We start from the raw sequence: 15,834 nt of genomic DNA, 5'->3' as shown, positions 1-15,834 counted from the left end.
TGTCTAGAATTGCATGATTTCAGGTGTTTATACTTTGACGGAACTTGAGGATGCGATCGCTGCTGACCCCCTGCTGTGGCGACCTTTGGTGTTTACTAATGGCTGCTTTGATATTATCCACGCGGGTCATGTCCGATATTTGCAGGCGGCGAAAGCTTTGGGGCGATCGCTCGTAGTAGGTTTAAATAGCGATGCTAGCGTCCAAGCTATCAAACCGCAACAGCTTGGTTCTCCTTCCCGCCCCATTGTACCGGAAAGGCAGCGGGCAGAAGTATTGGCGGCATTAAAACCAGTAGCAGCAGTGGTAATTTTTGCCGATCCTACGGCTAATAAATTGATAGAGAGGCTGAAGCCAAATATTTATGTTAAAGGCGGTGACTACCTAATTGAAACTTTGCCGGAAGCCCCAGTCGCACAAGCTATCGGCTGTGAGATTTGTTTGATCGAAGTCGAGATTCCTAGTTCTACAACTGCCCTAATTAACCGTATTTTGGGGAAGAGCTGTACAGATAAAAGTTAACTTTTATCAATAAAATTGCGATCTAGCAACCGCCACAACGGTTAAGACACTACCTCATGGCCCAAACTATTGACTCTCTTACCCTCTTCCCCTTCTTCCCCTTCTTCTCTTCTTCCCTTCTTCCCCTTCTTTCCCTTCTTTCCCTAGCCCCTAGCCCCTAGCCCCTAGCCCCTTCTTCCCCTAGCCCCTAGCCCCTAGCCCCTAGCCCCTTCTTAAGGGAGTATGGGGGATTGGAGTTTGAGATTTAATCGGTAACTCCTGTTAAATTATTAACAGGGATTTAAAAGCTATTGTACAATGAGATCGAACTACATTTTAGCTGAAAGCAGATAGCTGAAAGCTGATAGCTGATGCAAGCTCTTTATGATTGACTCGACTACTACCTCTACGCCAGAAGCATCGCCGAATATAACAGAACTCAGTTCTAAATTAAGGTCTGGTTCCGAAAAAAATCAACTGCAACTGCTGCAACAGATAGCCGAGGGCAGTTTGGATGTGTTAATGGAATTTTTACTAGAGCGTAAGCTATCACCTCCGACGATGGTGGATGGTAAGGCTTACCAAATTTTGTATAACGCTAATTTGCCGAAGGCGGCAGACTTTCTCCAGACTCATTTTCCTACAGGTGTCGTACCGTTGCGATCGCATTCTGGGATTGATTACACTTTGTTACAACAATTGCTAGCTAAGCAGGAATTTCAAGAAGCCGATCGCTTGACATTGGAAAAGATGTGTGAATTAGCCGGAGAGACGGCGATCAAGAGAAAGTGGTTGTATTTTACTCAGATTGAAAGTTTACCGGCGGCAGATTTGCAAACAATTAATCTGCTATGGCTAGTTCACTCAGAGGGTAAGTTTGGCTTTTCAGTACAGCGGGAAATTTGGCTAGCTGTGGGCAAAAATTGGGATAAGTTTTGGCCGCAAATTGGGTGGAAGCAGGGGAATAATTGGACTCGTTACCCAAATGAGTTTATCTGGGATTTGAGTGCTCCGAGAGGGCATTTGCCGCTGTCAAATCAGTTGCGAGGAAAACAACCGTTTGCGGCTTTATTGTCACATCCAGTGTGGTTGGGATAGGTGATAGGGGCGATCGCTAGTCTATAGCTTCAATCTTCATACAAAAATGATAATCACACCTGCTCTGTTGAGCGCGGATGATGCTGTAGAAGCAGGGCGAAACAATAAATGTTGGTGTCTTTGCTGGTAAACACATTTGTTGTTTGTTTGTTGTTTGGTTGTTAAGGGTGCGGATTGTTACTTGCTGTTGATTATTTAGGTTTAAAAATGACATATTTTATCTGTTCTTTTTAGTTCATGAACCGATCGATTGTAGAACCTCCCCGATCGAACTTCCAGCGGCGATCGCCACTTCAAAACTAAAGCCCCGCAGGGATAATATAACTATCCTGCGGGGCTTTACCTTATGGTGATATAGCAACCGCTTTCGTCGATTAGGGCAACTCCCAGTGTTATAGCAACCGCTTTCATCGTTTAAGATGTTCTGAGTTCCACCAAACTCGCTGATTCTATTCTCTTCTTCCCATTCTTCCCATTCTTCCCCCTCTTCCCCCTCTTCCCCCTCTTTCCCCTCTTTCCCTTCTTTCCCTAGCCCCTAGCCCCTAGCCCCTAGCCCCTTCTTATAGTTGAGTGGAGTGAAATACTAAAAAAGCGATAGCATAAGTTGGGAAATGGGTTTTTAAGAAATATGAACTTAACGCCAGGAACAGTCCTTCAAGACGGCAAATACAGGATAGACGACATTTTGGGTATAGGAGGGTTCGGGATTACCTACCGAGCCACCCACACCTATCTCGCTCAAACAGTCGTACTCAAAACCCTGAACGAAAGCCTGTATCAACACCCTGATTTTGAGAAATTTCAGGCGCAATTTGTTGCAGAAGCCAAGCGTCTTTCCTGGTGTCAGCATCCTAACATCGTGCGGATGCTAGACTTTTTTGACGAAGCAGGGTTGTCTTTTATTGTCATGGACTATATTCCTGGCCAAACTCTAGCTCAATTGGTAGAATCGGGTCAGCCCTTACCAGAAACCGAAGCCCTGCACTACATTGGGCAAATTGCCTCCGCTCTAAGTACGCTTCACCAAAGCGGCTTAGTACACCGAGATATCAAACCAGAAAACATTATCCGGCGATCGGGGACTGGGTTAGTGATGCTGATTGATTTCGGCATTGCCCGCGAGTTTACCTCCGGTATGAAGCAAACCCACACCAGTTTTCTATCGCCTGGGTACGCGCCAATTGAGCAGTATCTCTTCCAAGGAGAGGAGAAAAAGGGGGATAACTTTTCCAGCTTCAATTCATCGAGCTCAGGTTTAGGGAAAACCCAAATCGCCAATCAGTTGACTCCAGCCAGCGATATCTACGGTTTGGCTGCCACCTTTTACTACTTGCTGGCGGGGGAAGCGCCTGTGGCGGCTCCCCTACGCGATCGCATTCCCCTATTTCCCTTGCGCCAATTCCAATCCCAACTTAGTCCAGCCATTGAGCAAACTATTCTGCGAGGCCTGGAAATGGATGCTCGCAACCGCCCCCAGACAATAGAAGATTGGCTGGCTTTTTTGGAGGCGCAGCAGTTATTAGAAAGGAAGAAAAAGCTAGCAGAAAATGCCGAATTACCTGTTTTACCTTCTTCATCCTTTATTCTGTTCCTGTTTGTGTTTACGGCAGCGCTAGCTGGTTGGATCGGTTTTGACTTGGCGCGTCGTTATAGTGGCACGATCGCTATGAACAAGCAGTTTCCAGGGGATCGTTCCTTAATGCTCTTTGAGAATTCCCTGCACCCAGAATTTCGCAGTCAAGATCCCTCTGCGCCTTTATTCGGTGAACCCTCTGTCGAGAGCCGCCCTACAGTCTCTCTGCAATTGCATAAACCTCCGAAAGGCAACTCTGAAAGCCTTACGGAGCAACCAAATACTGCATCTGCCCCCACTATCGAATCCTCCCCAACACCAGTTCCTAAATCTTTTGAGCCTAAACTCGAGCCTGAGCTTGAGCCTAAACCTGAGCCTAAACCTGAGCAGGTAGAATCATTTGCTCCTGAACCTGAGCCTGAGCAGGCGCAACCCTATACTCCTGAACCTCAACGGGAATTTCCGTCAGAAGCTGCGATTGCCCCTAAACCTGCACCAGTTCCAGAAGTTGCACCTTTACCACCAGAGCCGCCTCAGCCCTCTGAGCCACCAGCCGCGATCGCTCCCCCTGCTGATGCTCCTTTATTTCCAGAAGCTCCGCTAGAGCCTGCCTTAGAACCCAGTCCGCAGCCGGAGCCAGAGCCGGAACTGTTGCCGCCAAGCTCGGAGGAGAATAGTGCAGACAGTTCTGTGCGATCGCAGGGCCCGCAAGATTTGGTGCCGACTGTTCCCTTCCCAGAACCTGCCTCCAACTAAGAAGAAGCAACAAAGAAGAAAGTGGGTATTTTAGGTTTAATTAGATGCCTCTACTCATAACTAAATCCTTTTAGAGAAAGGATTGACGAATATTCTCTGATGAAAGATAGTGAAAACGGGAAAGGACTACCAAAATTGGTTCATAATGAGCATTATTACTCTTGACAAAGGACTAGATTTATATATCTGAACGGAAGGAACCTAAATTTTGCATTTATCATCTAGATATTTGAAGTCTTTCAAAAGAAAGATGGTAAATTTGTCAAATAATTGTTACCTTCTGTAATATGTAGGTAGAGCTAAACGATCTAATCAGGGGTGTCCTGAAACTAACTGGCGATCGCTGGAAAAAGTCACAACTCTGGTTAATCTAGGTTTTTGCTACCGTATCACTCTATTCATCTGAGGATTCAGCTATGAACCAGCCCATAGAACTCTCTTTGGAACAACAATTCAGCCTGTGCTCTTTCCAAACACAGGTTAACCAAATGAGTCGCGAACAAGCTCAGGAGTTTTTAATCAAGCTCTACGAACAGATGATGCTGCGAGAAACTATGTATCGCCATTTTCTAAAACACCAGTGGGGTCTAGAGCCCAACCCTGGACTTGAGTAAAGCTTAGTCGCAGTGGGCGACCTCCGTCTCTTACTCTGTTTCCTACGTGGAAAGGAGTTGGGGGTGATGGGGCGTCAACTTGCAATCTGGCAAACGATAAAACGCGAAAGGCAAAAGGAAAAGGTAAAAATATTTTTTATCTACAAATAAATATTAATTTTGATTAATTTTGTAAATGTTGAAGCTAATTTTTAGATATAGCAACCTTCTTGGCAGTTAGGACGTTCTGAATTCATGAAACCATTGATTCTCTATCCCTTCTTTCCCTAGTCCCTAGCCCCTAGCCCCTAGCCCCTAACTGCTGAAAGCGGTTGCTATACCAAGATTTGAGGGTGCGCGATCGCGCACCCTCAATATCATTCTGGCTGGCGCTCTATAGTTGCCTCCATCACACTCGTGAGATAATGACCGGCCATCAGACCGCTAGAGTGGTAATAGCGATTGTCATCAATCCGGTGCAGAGTTTCAAAACCAGTCCGGCGCTGGCGTTCATCCCCTAAAACCCAGTAACGCTGGACAATAGACTGGGGAGCAATCCAACCTTCCCCCTCGACACGGCCAAGTTCGCTGTGTTGGAGTACAAAAGTGTATTGCCGTTCGTCGCTATCGAGATGTCCTCGGTACTGTAAAACAATCTCTTCGCGATCGCCTCCGGGAAACACGAGCTTTGTTACCATACTGAACCAATCTGTACGGTTCCAGTTCACTAAAGTCTTCCCTTTGACTGTAATTGGCAAGCCATTGCGCTCTATCCAACTTCCTTCGAGCGCCCATTGACCTGATTCCATTAAAAAGGTGTGAGCCACAATATCCTATGCTTTTCGCGCTGGCTACAATGCTGGTGCAACAACTCAGAAGGGTTGTTCTTGAGATTCTATGCTATCACGCCTGACTGTGCGGATAATGATGAATTTCTCCTAAAATTACAGCAGTAACTGCACCAGTAACTTCGGGAAGATTACCTGGAATGCCGCAACTGCGCCAATAGGCTAAAACCGCGAAGGCGATCGCTTCTTTGAAATCAGAATTCAACCCCGCTTCAGAGGTTGTCAGCACTTCCACAGGCGCTAAATGCGATCGTAACCGCTCTTTTAAATATAGGTTGCGGCTACCTCCCCCGCACAGCAAAACTTGATCGGGCATTTGGGGCAAAAAGTTGCGGTAGCTATGCACTATGGAGGTAGCCGTCAATTCTACAAGGGTAGCCAGAACGTCAGCGGGGCTAAGATTCTCAGCTTCGGCTTCAGCTAGACACTGATGTAAATAGTCGGGGCCAAATAGCTCTCTACCTGTAGATTTGGGCGGCTGTTGGTGGAAAAATTCTTGCTGCAACCATCCCTCTACTAAAGCGTGGCTAGGAGTGCCGCTAGCAGCCCAAACACCGTCTTTGTCGTAAGTTTTGGTTCCACCAGAGAAGTGTTGCACCGCTAGATCCAAAAGGCTATTCCCTGGCCCCGTGTCCCAACCTAGAACCTGGGGAGCGGGGGTGCGGGGGAGTAGGGGAGATGAGGAAGTTAAATCGAACCTATCCTCCCCATCCTCCCCATCTCCTCTGCCCCCCTTCCCCCCCGCCCCTCTGCCCCCCCTGCTCCCCTGCCCCCACTCCCCGACAAGGCAAATAAGTTACATTACCAATGCCGCCAAGATTTTGAATGCAGCGGTTGTAGGTAGGATGGCTGAGTAAACAGGCATCGACAATGGGTACTAGAGGGGCTCCTTGACCACCAACGGCAATATCAGCGGCTCGGAAGTTACTAATTGTGGGGATGCCAGTGAGATGAGCAATTAGCGCTCCGCGTCCTAGCTGAAGGCTATAACCAAGAGTATTTTGAGCTGTAAGTGTTGATTTTCGGGCAATTTCTCCCGAACTCCCCCTGCTGTTTATTCTTTCTCTTCTCCCGCTCTCTCGTTCCTTTGGCGGTCGATGGTAGACTGTTTGACCGTGAGAGCCAATCAGGTCTGCTTTACCATATTTTTGTTGAATTGTCAATGCTGCTTTAGAAAATTCTATGGCGATCGCGTCATCTAATTCAGCCAGTTCTGCCATACTTAGGACACTTCCACCGCATACTGCCAAAATTTGCGATCGCAAATCAGCAGGAAAGGGATAAATAGCAGAACCCAGAAGTTCCACCTTTAAATCGCTTTCCGAGCCAGAAATATCCACTAAAGCAGAATCAATACCATCTACCGAAGTGCCACTAATTAAACCGATAACGCGAGTCATGGAATTGTTAATTGTTAGTTGTTGGTTGGTGATTGTTAGTTGTTACGTAACGCCGCATTATTTGTACTGTTTAATTGTTAGTTGTTAGTTGTTGATTATTAGTTGACGTAACGCCGCATTATTTGTACTGTTACCTAACCCCCAACCCCTTACCTCTAAGTAGAGGAGGGAGAAACGGAATAAATGTTTGTTATTTGAGGGAGAAACGGAATAAATTTGTTATTTGGAAGATGAGTAATATATTGATGAATTAATATACAAATTAAAAGCTTAACAGTTAACCGTTAACCGTTAACCGTTAACCAATTAGTTATTTAAGCATATCAATTGCTACAATCACCACCGTAATATTATCACGCCCTCCCTTATCCTTAGCAGCATTCACCAGAGCTGTCGCTGCCTTTTCACAAGCACGAATCGATTTCAGAGGGGAAGCGATCAAAGAGTCAGACAGTTCCTCAGTTAAACCATCACTACACAGCAGTAAGCGATCTCCTGGCTTCACATCCATAGTTGAGATCTCAATTTGACCCAAATCTTCCCGGCCCAAGCACTGTGATAAAACGTGCCGCCAGGGATGACTCCGAGCTTGATCTGGAGTCAGAGCCTTTCTTTTCACAGCTTGGGCTACCCAAGTCTGATCTTCAGTAATTTGTTGAAGTTCCGCTCCCCGGAATCGATAGAGGCGAGAGTCACCAATATTAGCGAACCAAGGTTCTCCCTCTTGGCGAAAAATTACCGCTACCGCAGTAGTTCCCATATCGGAGCGTTCTATGTGCTTTTGTTGATCTTGCAAAATTGCCTGATTAGCTGCTAAAAAAGCTTTTTCCAGTAACTCTGAAGACTCCTGCGGGCTATTCCAGTGTTCGTTGAGATAGGACTGTATCGCTTGGGTAGCAATCCGGCTAGCCTCTTGGCCGCCTGCGTGTCCTCCCATACCATCCGCCACTATGAAAAATCGCCCCTCCGGGTCGATGTGGTAAGAATCTTGATTAACGGAACGAACCAGCCCTGTGTCTGTCTTACCTGCGAAAGAGCGTTTCATAGATTGGCGGTTGAAGTCATCAAACTTGCAAAGGTAATTGGCAGGTATTTTTTTAAGGTCTGCCTAACTTAATTGTAGATTTTGACATTCCTCTAGGGGAAAGCCCAGGGGATTATTGAGGATAAACTTTTTAGGATAAATCGGAAAAAAGCCTAATTCTCAAAGGTCGTGTCGGGCGACCTCTAATCACTTGCTCGACTAAAGTCGAGGTTGTGGCTACTTTCGGCATTATTTTGGCTGCATCTCTAGCATGACTCGTTAATCTAGAAAGATGATGGCAGTACGATACAGATCCCGTTGAGTTGCTTTCTTTAAGGCTCCCACCGATCCGGCTTTTTGCCAAACAGTTGTAGGATATCACCTTCTCAAAAGCTTACTTTGCTAGTATCGCATATTTATTGTTATTTTAGGCAAGAATCTTGGTCGTGTGAGCTTGGTTTTGCTGAGCTGAAACTCAACTAATACAATACTCAGGCTTCAGACTTGAGGGCTAAAATCCCAAATCTAAAATTTCCCTTACGACATTCGATCCATGCGGTCAATGCGGCGGAGTTGCCGCCACAGGGCAAATCCCACGATCGCGGCCAGAATAATCACCGCCACTGCTAACCATACCCGATCGTAGACAAACAAGATCGTCGCCGACAAAGTAAAAGCGCTGAACAGTAGTGCGTAGTTAGTTCCCATCTGAACAATGCTGATGCGTCGTAGCAGACGGTCAGTTTCCGTAGCCCGGACTCGGACGCGGATATCTCCCTGCTCTAACTTATCAATCGTTTCTTCAATCCGGCGAGGCAAGCCCAAGGCACTGGAACTTACCTGAGCAGCTTGACGGCCAATCTCATTAAAAATGCTGCTAGTTGTCTCTTGAGCACTTCCACTTTTCATAAGCTCCATGGCAAACGGCTGTGCCACCTCCATAAAATTGAACTTAGGATCTAGACCTCTACCTACCCCATCAATAGTTGAAAAAGCCCGCATCACAAAAGTGAAAGTTGCGGGAAAGCGAAAAGGTTGATCGTAGGCAATCTCGTAGAGGTCGTCAGTAATTTTGGTAACGGACTGGGCCTCAAAGGGCTTGTCCATAAAGTTGTCCAGCATAAACTGGATCGATCGCCGCACCGGCCCCATATCCCCTGTAGGAACTAGGGCTCCCAAGTTAACTAAGGAGTTAATGATGCGCTGTCCATCTTTGGAAGCAATGCCGTAGAGAGTTTCCATCAGTCCTTCGCGGACGTTGGCCTCGATTACCCCCATCATGCCGAAATCGTAGAAAATTAGCCCTCCTTCGGGGCTAACAGCGATATTTCCGGGGTGGGGGTCAGCGTGGAAAAAGCCATCATTGAGTAGCTGTTGAAGATAAGCTTTAGCTCCCATTTGGGCGATCGCGGCCCGATCTAGTCCCGAAGCTTCCAAGGCCTCATAGTTACTGATTTTAATCCCCGGTAGATATTCCAAAGTCAGCACTCGTGGAGCAGCATACCGCCAGTAAACTCGCGGTACTCGCACCCAGTCGGAGTTGCGAAAATTGCGGCGAAAAGTATCAGCATTTCGACCTTCGTTGAGATAATCAATCTCCAGCCACAGAATCCGACAACACTCCTCATAAATTCCCATCCAATCCCGGCCGCGCCCCCATTTGGGATGGTTTTGAAAGTAGCGGGCAATTCCCTTAAGAATCTGCAAGTCAATCTCAAACAGTTTCCGCAACCCCGGCCGCTGCACCTTGACAACTACTTCTTGACCGGAATGGATTTGAGCTTTGTGTACTTGACCCAAGCTGGCTGCTGCCAAAGGTATAGGGTCAAAGTTCTGGTAGAGTTCCTGAATTGGCTTGCCTAAATCCTGCTCGACAATAATTTCTACCTGCTCGTAACTAAAAGCAGGCACTCTATCTTGCAGTTTAGAAAGCTCTTCTACGTACTCCCCAGGAAACAAATCCGCTCGTGTTGAGAATAGCTGCCCTACTTTAATGAAGGTAGGCCCCAGATCCAAAAGTGTTTCTCGCACCCAGGCGGCCTGTATTCTGCGTCTGGCATTCTTCTTTTCTTCAGTAACACCTCCCCGGTAGCTCCAATCTTTACTGTCTAGCCACAGCCAAGCCAGCCATGTTAAAACAAAAGTCCAAATGTCGATAAAGCGCCGATGACGGGAGTAATGCTCCCGATTCCAGCGGTAGGATTTTTGCCCATAAGATTTGCCGACAAATTTTGGCTGTAAGGAACTGCCAGTAAGCTTTGTATTTCGCTTACGGTTAACGGAATCATCAAGGAGAGCAGACACTGGGGTTCCCAAATAGGTTATTTCAGTTTATTAGCCGCGATGATCTAAGTAGGGGCGTTTGGCGCTGCGCTGTTTTTACCCCCGCTTTATAGATAGATTTTGAGAGCAGCGCTTTTACTGCAAACGGCTACGGTAGCGTTGCAGTTCAGACCTAACTAGGGCAACTTCTGCTCGCAGCTCGTCAATAGTCGCTTGTAGGTCGGATGCAGGTTGAGAGTCTATCTGCACGATTGCAGTCGTCTCCCGTGCTTGTATCGCTGCTTGGGCTTCTCTGTTGGCTCGTTCCTCGACTGATTCATAGAACTGCCGCAAGCGCTCCCGCTGCTCGGCATCAAATTTACCAAGTTCGGAGAGAGCGCTGGTTAGTACACTCTCAAGCTGCTCGTAGAGTGCTTCGGCAACTGCTCTGCCGACAAAAAAGGCATGAACTGGGGGTTTACTCATGGATTTATTTCTGCGCTCGTCCGCAAAGAATTATAACTTGCTTGCCTCTATTCCTGCCTGATTCTGAAAAAGCGGGGGTGGGAGGGTGGGAGGGTGCGAGCAACTACCAAGGTGATGTTTAATGTTCTTAAATTGTTGAAACTATTGCTGAAATCGCTTGGATGGGAATGGCTTAGATCGCGGCGTTACCTTTTCCAGATTTAATCATCCCTAATTGTGATGGTAGGCTGCCCTATCCGTTAATTATGTTAATTTTTTTTCCTCGTTTGAATTTTGTATTGCAATTAACTGGGATTGAGTTCTATCGCCAAAAAATCGAGGTGCGATCGCCCTCTTCAAAAGGTGATATAGTCATTTTATCCTAAATTGATTTTTGCTGCCGATCCTAGCTGGGGCAATCTTAAGTCTTCACAAGAACTTCACATCTAGCGATCCATAATTTAATAATCTATATTTTTCGTCAATTCAATTGATAGAAATACATACTGTAAGTGGTTAACGTATTATTTTATACTTGCGGTTCTCAAGACAATAGCAAATAGAACTCTTTTCAATCAGCACAAGTGGAATAGTATATGGTTTCTAATCACCAATTTAGTCAACTTAACGATATAGCAGATGGGAATTTTTATCTCGCGCAGCGATCGCAGCTACAAGAGCCACAGACTCAGCGAAAACCGCTGCTAGCTAGCGATATCTACCAAAATGTCGTAGAACTGCAAACAGAGCTAGTTTCTCGGTTTTTAATCGATGGTACTCTCACATTTGTGAATAGAGCTTACTGCCGTTATTTTGGCAAAACGCGCCGGGAATTAATCGGTACAAATTTTTTACTGTTAATTCCCGAGGTAGAAAGGGAAGAAGTAAAACAGCAATTCCTCTCCCTAACTCCCAGTAATCCTGTCAAAACTTATGAATGCACTAGCAATGGTGATAATGGAGAAGTTAATTGTCAGCAGTGGACTATTCAAGCAATTTTCGATCCGCTGATGCGCTCGGTCGAATTCCAGTCTGTGGGTCGCCACATTTCAGAACAGGGATTAACAGAGCGTAGAATAGAGTTAAAGCACCTCTCGGAAGATATAGAAAGGAAGTCTTATGAACTCAAGCAGATCAAAGAAGAACTGCGAAATATTTATAGCGTTTTAGCTGTAATTGCTAAGGATATTACAGAACGAAAACAAATAGAGGAAAACCTACAAGAAAAGACTCAGCAATTGCAAGCGATTCTGGAAACAATCGGAGAAGGAATTACCCTTAGCGATACAGAAGGATGCTTTGAAATTTTTAATCCCATGATGGAAAAAATCACAGGCTATACTACTGCTGAGGCTAATAGTAGCAATGATTTTATCAGGTTGCTGCATCCTGAAGAAGCAGAATATAGGGAAGCGTGGCAGCGGCTTAAGGAAGTTAGGGAAGAAGGTAAAATCTCGGAAATTAAAACTACTATTCTTACTAAGAACAAAATCAGAAAAAACCTACTAATATCTACGTCACTTGTGCGTTGTAAAAACAGAGAGATGTTTTTAACTGCCTATCGAGATATCAGCGAAAATCAGCAAATTGAGTCGGCGCTTTGGTCAAATGAAGAGCCTTTTCGCCACTTTTTAGAAAATGCTCCTATTGGCATGATTATTTGCGATCGTAAATCTCACATTATCAGTGTCAATACAATAGTATGTAAGATGCTAGGTTATACCGAATCTGAAATGTTGTCTCTGAATATTACAGATATTAATCAGCCAGAATCACAAGAAAAAAATCTGCTCTTGAAGGAGCAAGATTTGCTAAGAAAATTGCCACTTTATCAACTAGAGAAATGCTTTATCAAGAAAAACAAAGAAGCTATTTGGGTAAATGTAGTAGTCAAATTAATTCGCGATCTACAAGGAGAAACTCTTTATGGTTTTGGCATTGTTGAAGATATCACCGATCGCAAATTGCTAGAAGCAATTATTCAAGAGAGTGAAGACAGATTTCATGCTATTTTTGAGCAATCTGCTGTCGGTATGAGTGCCTTGACACTAGATGATAAATTTTTCCGAATCAATCAAAAATTTTGTGATATAGTGGGTTATACTCACATAGAAATGCTCAGTTTAACTTTTCAAGATATCACTCATCCAGACGATATCGCCACTGATATTATTGATAAACAATGCCTCTTGGGCGGCGAAATTTCCAATTACTCAATAGAAAAGCGTTGTCTCAGTAAAAATGGAATGCTTGTCTGGGGAAAAATGAGTTTATCCGCAGTACGCGATCGCACTGGAAAACCACAGTATTTAATTGTTGCCTTTGAAGATATTAGCGATCGCAAACAAGCCGAAGCAGCTCTTCAAGAATCCGAGGCAAAATACCGGGCATTAATGAATGATGCTGGCGACGCAATTATGCTAGCAGATATGCAAGGGAATATCTTAGAAGCCAATAAAAATGCAGAAGAATTATTAGGGTATAAAAAAGAAGAATTAGTGAAAATGCACGCCAGTCAAATTCATCCCCTGCCAGAGAGAAAAAGAGTAATGACCGAATTTATGAAAAGTATCAAAAAAGGGGTAGCATGGTTGCCCAACACTCTGGTACTTCAAAAAGAAGGTCAAACAGTTTGGGTAGATATTAACTCTAGAGTAGTTGAATGGGGTGGCAGTGGCAAAGTCGTGCAGACAATTTTCCGGGATATCACCTACCGAGTACAACTAGAAAACACGCTCAAACAACAAGCTGAAAGAGAACGGTTAGTAAGAGGGATCGCCCAAAATATTCGCGAGTCTTTAAACTTAGAAGAAATTTTAAATACTACAGTTAATAAAGTTAGGGAATTTTTGCAAACTGAGCGTGTAATTATTCATCGGTTCAAAACAGGTGAAAGCGGACAGATAGTTGCAGAATCTATAGCCGATGGTTGGGGTTCAAGCTTAGATTGGGCGATCGGTCATCCCTGGATTACAGAAAATCAACTTTCCAATTCCCCTCAGTTGCGGCAAATTTGCGCCATTGAAGATATCTACACATCTGGTTTAGAACAAAGCCACATCGAGCTACTAGAAACCTTCGAGATCAGAGCAATGTTAGTCATGCCGATCCTGACTGGAGAATATCCTTCTCTACTCTGGGGACTACTAATAGCTCACCAGTGCAGTGGGGTGCGTAAATGGGAACAATTAGAGATTAATTTATTGCAGGAATTAGCAATGCAACTAGCGCTAGGCATTCAGCAATCACAACTTTACCAACAGCTTAAAGAAGCGAATGTCGAACTTCACCAACTCGCAACAGTAGACTGTTTAACTCAAATCGCAAACCGCCGCCGCTTTGATGAGTATTTGCATCAAGAGTGGTGGCGATTAAGCCATGAACAAAAACCTTTATCTTTAATTCTGTGCGACATCGACTTTTTCAAGCTCTATAACGATGCTTGCGGACATCAAGCAGGAGATCGGTGCCTCAAACAGGTTGCTGCTGCAATCCGCGCTGTACTGAAGCATTCAGCAGATTTAGTTGCCCGTTATGGTGGTGAAGAATTTGCAATAATTTTGCCTAATACTGATGCTATTACAGCCCTTAGTATTGCCGAAACTATCCGTTCTACTATCAAAGATATGCGGATTGTTCACAGAGGTTTAGCACCGGATCGGTACATTACTCTCAGTTTAGGAACTACGACGGTAGTTCCAGGGCCTAAAATTTCTCCTGAGAGGCTGATTTCTGCTGCGGATAGGGCTCTGTACTCCGCCAAAGAACAGGGTCGCGATCGAGTTGGGACTATCGAATGTTGATATTGCTGTAAGAAGAAGGAAGAAGGAAGAAGGAAGAAGAGAGAGAGAGAAGAAGGAAGAAGGAAGAAGGAAGAAAAATTTATCCCTTCTTTTCCTTCTTTCCCTAGCCCCTAGCCCCTAGCCCCTAGTCCCTAACTTATCCCTGCGGTTAATTCTCCCAAAAAAAGAGGCGCGATCGCGCCCCCTACAATCTCTCATTTCTTACCTTCAAACGGTAACAGCAACTTTAGCTTCCTTCGCAGTCAACCTTTCATAAGTTGCTCGCATCTTCAAACCTACCAACACCTGAAATAACCCAGTTCCATTATTAGAACCTGGATATTCGCGGTGTTGAAGCAACAAGTGAGTCAACTCGCCTTCATACTTTGTAGAAGTCTTGCTCAAATGCTTTTCGATGTAAATCACTTCTTCCAAATTCTCAAACTGACCATCTACTTCCAAAATTGAGACTTCGTGACCGTAATAGGCATCAGGCCCATAGTACATCTTAATCCCAGGATAAGAACAAGTCAGCTTGCGACCGCAAGGAGTCCAGTGAATAGTTGAGCCCTCATCAAACAAATAGGCAGATTCAAAATTCGGAATGCCTTCGCGCTGGATCATCTGCACCCGCAGAATCTTGCGCTCCTTATCATCTTTAATAAGATTAGTTGGCAAGACCTGAACTACCACATCTGCATATTGCTTTTGTGGGTCAATATAGGCCTGAAAATCTGGCTTACGAGCATTAATCGCAAACAGCACATCTTCATAAGTGTGACCGCGTTCCGACATATCCCGCTGAATTTTCCAGGCAATTTTCACCTCATCACTGATGTCGAGGTAGACGCTGAAATCAAGGAGCGATCGCACCCGCTCATCGTACAGAGGGTGAAGCCCCTCAATCACGATCACATGATTCGGCTCAACGATCTCAGGGGGATCGATAGCGCCGGTTTCGTGGTTGTAAATCGGCTTATTAATCGCCTGACCATTTTTGAGCGCCTTCATTTGCTCAGCCATCAGGTCAAAATTGTTTGCTCTGGGGTCAAGAGCAGTAATCCCCGTTTCCTTGCGCTGCTTGCGATCTAGGCTGTGATAGTCATCCAGACAGATCACCGTCACGAAGTCTTCCCCGAACAAATCCGTCAGTCGGCGCAAAAATGTAGATTTCCCGCATCCAGAATCTCCGGCGACACCAATTAAAACCACGCGATCCGGCTTAATGGTCATAATTTCCCTCTAACAAAAAGCACTGTTTACAACTCAAGTTCATATTCCACTTTGATTGGGGCCCGCAGTTGCAACCTTGGAGCTGGAGTGCAGCTTTGCGACCCCAAGGATCGAGCACAAACCAGCATACAGCAGTCTGTTGACCGCTGACTGGGGTATACCCAAACAATTTTTGAGCTAAGTATGAATACTAACTGTGTAGTTGATTTTACCAGAATGGGATCGCCCCTACAACCTTAATATCAATAGAAGGAAGAAGGAAGAAGGAAGAAGGAAGAAGGAAGAAAAAATTTCCCCATCT

General features: G+C 45.2%; 11 protein-coding genes and 1 pseudogene. 5 read left to right on the top strand and 7 right to left on the bottom strand.

Translation table 11 applies throughout. The features are described from left to right. The first annotated feature begins 13 nt into the window (after positions 1–13). Together OSCIL6407_RS0113920 and OSCIL6407_RS0113915 are read left to right on the top strand one after the other, a co-directional pair. Positions 14–520, top strand: coding sequence for an adenylyltransferase/cytidyltransferase family protein (locus OSCIL6407_RS0113920; protein ID WP_007356692.1), 507 nt, complete (start codon positions 14–16; stop codon positions 518–520). A gap of 363 nt (positions 521–883) precedes the next feature. Beyond that, positions 884–1,597 (top strand): GUN4 domain-containing protein, encoded by a 714-nt coding sequence (locus OSCIL6407_RS0113915; protein ID WP_007354933.1) that lies wholly within the window; start codon positions 884–886, stop codon positions 1,595–1,597. A gap of 16 nt (positions 1,598–1,613) precedes the next feature. Here the strand turns inward: OSCIL6407_RS0113915 and OSCIL6407_RS34275 are convergent, their stop codons facing one another. Then, the gene (locus OSCIL6407_RS34275; protein WP_148288865.1) at positions 1,614–1,811 is read right to left on the bottom strand and encodes a hypothetical protein; all 198 of its coding nucleotides are present in this window, start codon (positions 1,809–1,811) and stop codon (positions 1,614–1,616) included. A 414-nt stretch (positions 1,812–2,225) separates the two neighbouring features. On the opposite strand from OSCIL6407_RS34275, the gene OSCIL6407_RS0113910 reads away from it, so the two are divergent. Beyond that, the gene (locus tag OSCIL6407_RS0113910) at positions 2,226–3,926 is read left to right on the top strand and encodes a serine/threonine protein kinase (RefSeq protein ID WP_007353542.1); all 1,701 of its coding nucleotides are present in this window, start codon (positions 2,226–2,228) and stop codon (positions 3,924–3,926) included. 416 nt (positions 3,927–4,342) lie between these two features. Continuing rightward, positions 4,343–4,540, top strand: coding sequence for an NblA/ycf18 family protein (locus OSCIL6407_RS0113905; RefSeq protein WP_007353543.1), 198 nt, complete (start codon positions 4,343–4,345; stop codon positions 4,538–4,540). A 356-nt stretch (positions 4,541–4,896) separates the two neighbouring features. On the opposite strand, the gene OSCIL6407_RS0113895 is transcribed toward OSCIL6407_RS0113905, so the two are convergent. From OSCIL6407_RS0113895 to OSCIL6407_RS0113875, 5 genes and pseudogenes are all read right to left on the bottom strand, one after another. After that, on the bottom strand, positions 4,897–5,346 hold the full coding sequence (locus OSCIL6407_RS0113895; protein WP_026103739.1) for a hypothetical protein: 450 nt from the start codon (positions 5,344–5,346) through the stop codon (positions 4,897–4,899). A 76-nt stretch (positions 5,347–5,422) separates the two neighbouring features. Further along, positions 5,423–6,767 (bottom strand): annotated as a pseudogene (locus OSCIL6407_RS38325) (anhydro-N-acetylmuramic acid kinase). A gap of 310 nt (positions 6,768–7,077) precedes the next feature. Next, complete coding sequence (locus tag OSCIL6407_RS0113885) at positions 7,078–7,812, bottom strand: PP2C family protein-serine/threonine phosphatase (protein WP_019487348.1); 735 nt, start codon at positions 7,810–7,812, stop codon at positions 7,078–7,080. A 516-nt stretch (positions 7,813–8,328) separates the two neighbouring features. Next, positions 8,329–10,095, bottom strand: a complete 1,767-nt coding sequence (locus tag OSCIL6407_RS0113880) for an ABC1 kinase family protein (protein WP_019487347.1) — start codon at positions 10,093–10,095, stop codon at positions 8,329–8,331. A 114-nt stretch (positions 10,096–10,209) separates the two neighbouring features. Next, positions 10,210–10,539, bottom strand: coding sequence for a DUF6825 family protein (locus tag OSCIL6407_RS0113875; RefSeq protein ID WP_007356788.1), 330 nt, complete (start codon positions 10,537–10,539; stop codon positions 10,210–10,212). A 575-nt stretch (positions 10,540–11,114) separates the two neighbouring features. On the opposite strand from OSCIL6407_RS0113875, the gene OSCIL6407_RS31830 reads away from it, so the two are divergent. Then, on the top strand, positions 11,115–14,321 hold the full coding sequence (locus OSCIL6407_RS31830; protein ID WP_019487346.1) for a sensor domain-containing diguanylate cyclase: 3,207 nt from the start codon (positions 11,115–11,117) through the stop codon (positions 14,319–14,321). A 207-nt stretch (positions 14,322–14,528) separates the two neighbouring features. Here the strand turns inward: OSCIL6407_RS31830 and OSCIL6407_RS0113865 are convergent, their stop codons facing one another. Beyond that, a complete protein-coding gene (locus OSCIL6407_RS0113865; RefSeq protein ID WP_007353376.1) occupies positions 14,529–15,533 on the bottom strand; it encodes a phosphoribulokinase in 1,005 nt (334 codons plus the stop codon). Between the last annotated feature and the right edge of the window lie 301 nt (positions 15,534–15,834).

Source organism: Kamptonema formosum PCC 6407, from assembly GCF_000332155.1.
Classification (GTDB): domain Bacteria; phylum Cyanobacteriota; class Cyanobacteriia; order Cyanobacteriales; family Microcoleaceae; genus Kamptonema; species Kamptonema formosum.
This window is presented reverse-complemented; position numbering and strand designations above follow the sequence as displayed.

What these genes read in the sequence shown, in the direction of transcription:
- OSCIL6407_RS0113920 (WP_007356692.1), top strand. Translation starts at nt 14, where the DNA reads ATGATTTCAGGTGTTTATACTTTGACGGAACTTGAGGATGCGATCGCT.
- OSCIL6407_RS0113915 (WP_007354933.1), top strand. Translation starts at nt 884, where the DNA reads ATGATTGACTCGACTACTACCTCTACGCCAGAAGCATCGCCGAATATA.
- OSCIL6407_RS34275 (WP_148288865.1), bottom strand. Translation starts at nt 1,811, where the DNA reads ATGTCATTTTTAAACCTAAATAATCAACAGCAAGTAACAATCCGCACC.
- OSCIL6407_RS0113910 (WP_007353542.1), top strand. Translation starts at nt 2,226, where the DNA reads ATGAACTTAACGCCAGGAACAGTCCTTCAAGACGGCAAATACAGGATA.
- OSCIL6407_RS0113905 (WP_007353543.1), top strand. Translation starts at nt 4,343, where the DNA reads ATGAACCAGCCCATAGAACTCTCTTTGGAACAACAATTCAGCCTGTGC.
- OSCIL6407_RS0113885 (WP_019487348.1), bottom strand. Translation starts at nt 7,812, where the DNA reads ATGAAACGCTCTTTCGCAGGTAAGACAGACACAGGGCTGGTTCGTTCC.
- OSCIL6407_RS0113875 (WP_007356788.1), bottom strand. Translation starts at nt 10,539, where the DNA reads ATGAGTAAACCCCCAGTTCATGCCTTTTTTGTCGGCAGAGCAGTTGCC.
- OSCIL6407_RS31830 (WP_019487346.1), top strand. Translation starts at nt 11,115, where the DNA reads ATGGTTTCTAATCACCAATTTAGTCAACTTAACGATATAGCAGATGGG.
- OSCIL6407_RS0113865 (WP_007353376.1), bottom strand. Translation starts at nt 15,533, where the DNA reads ATGACCATTAAGCCGGATCGCGTGGTTTTAATTGGTGTCGCCGGAGAT.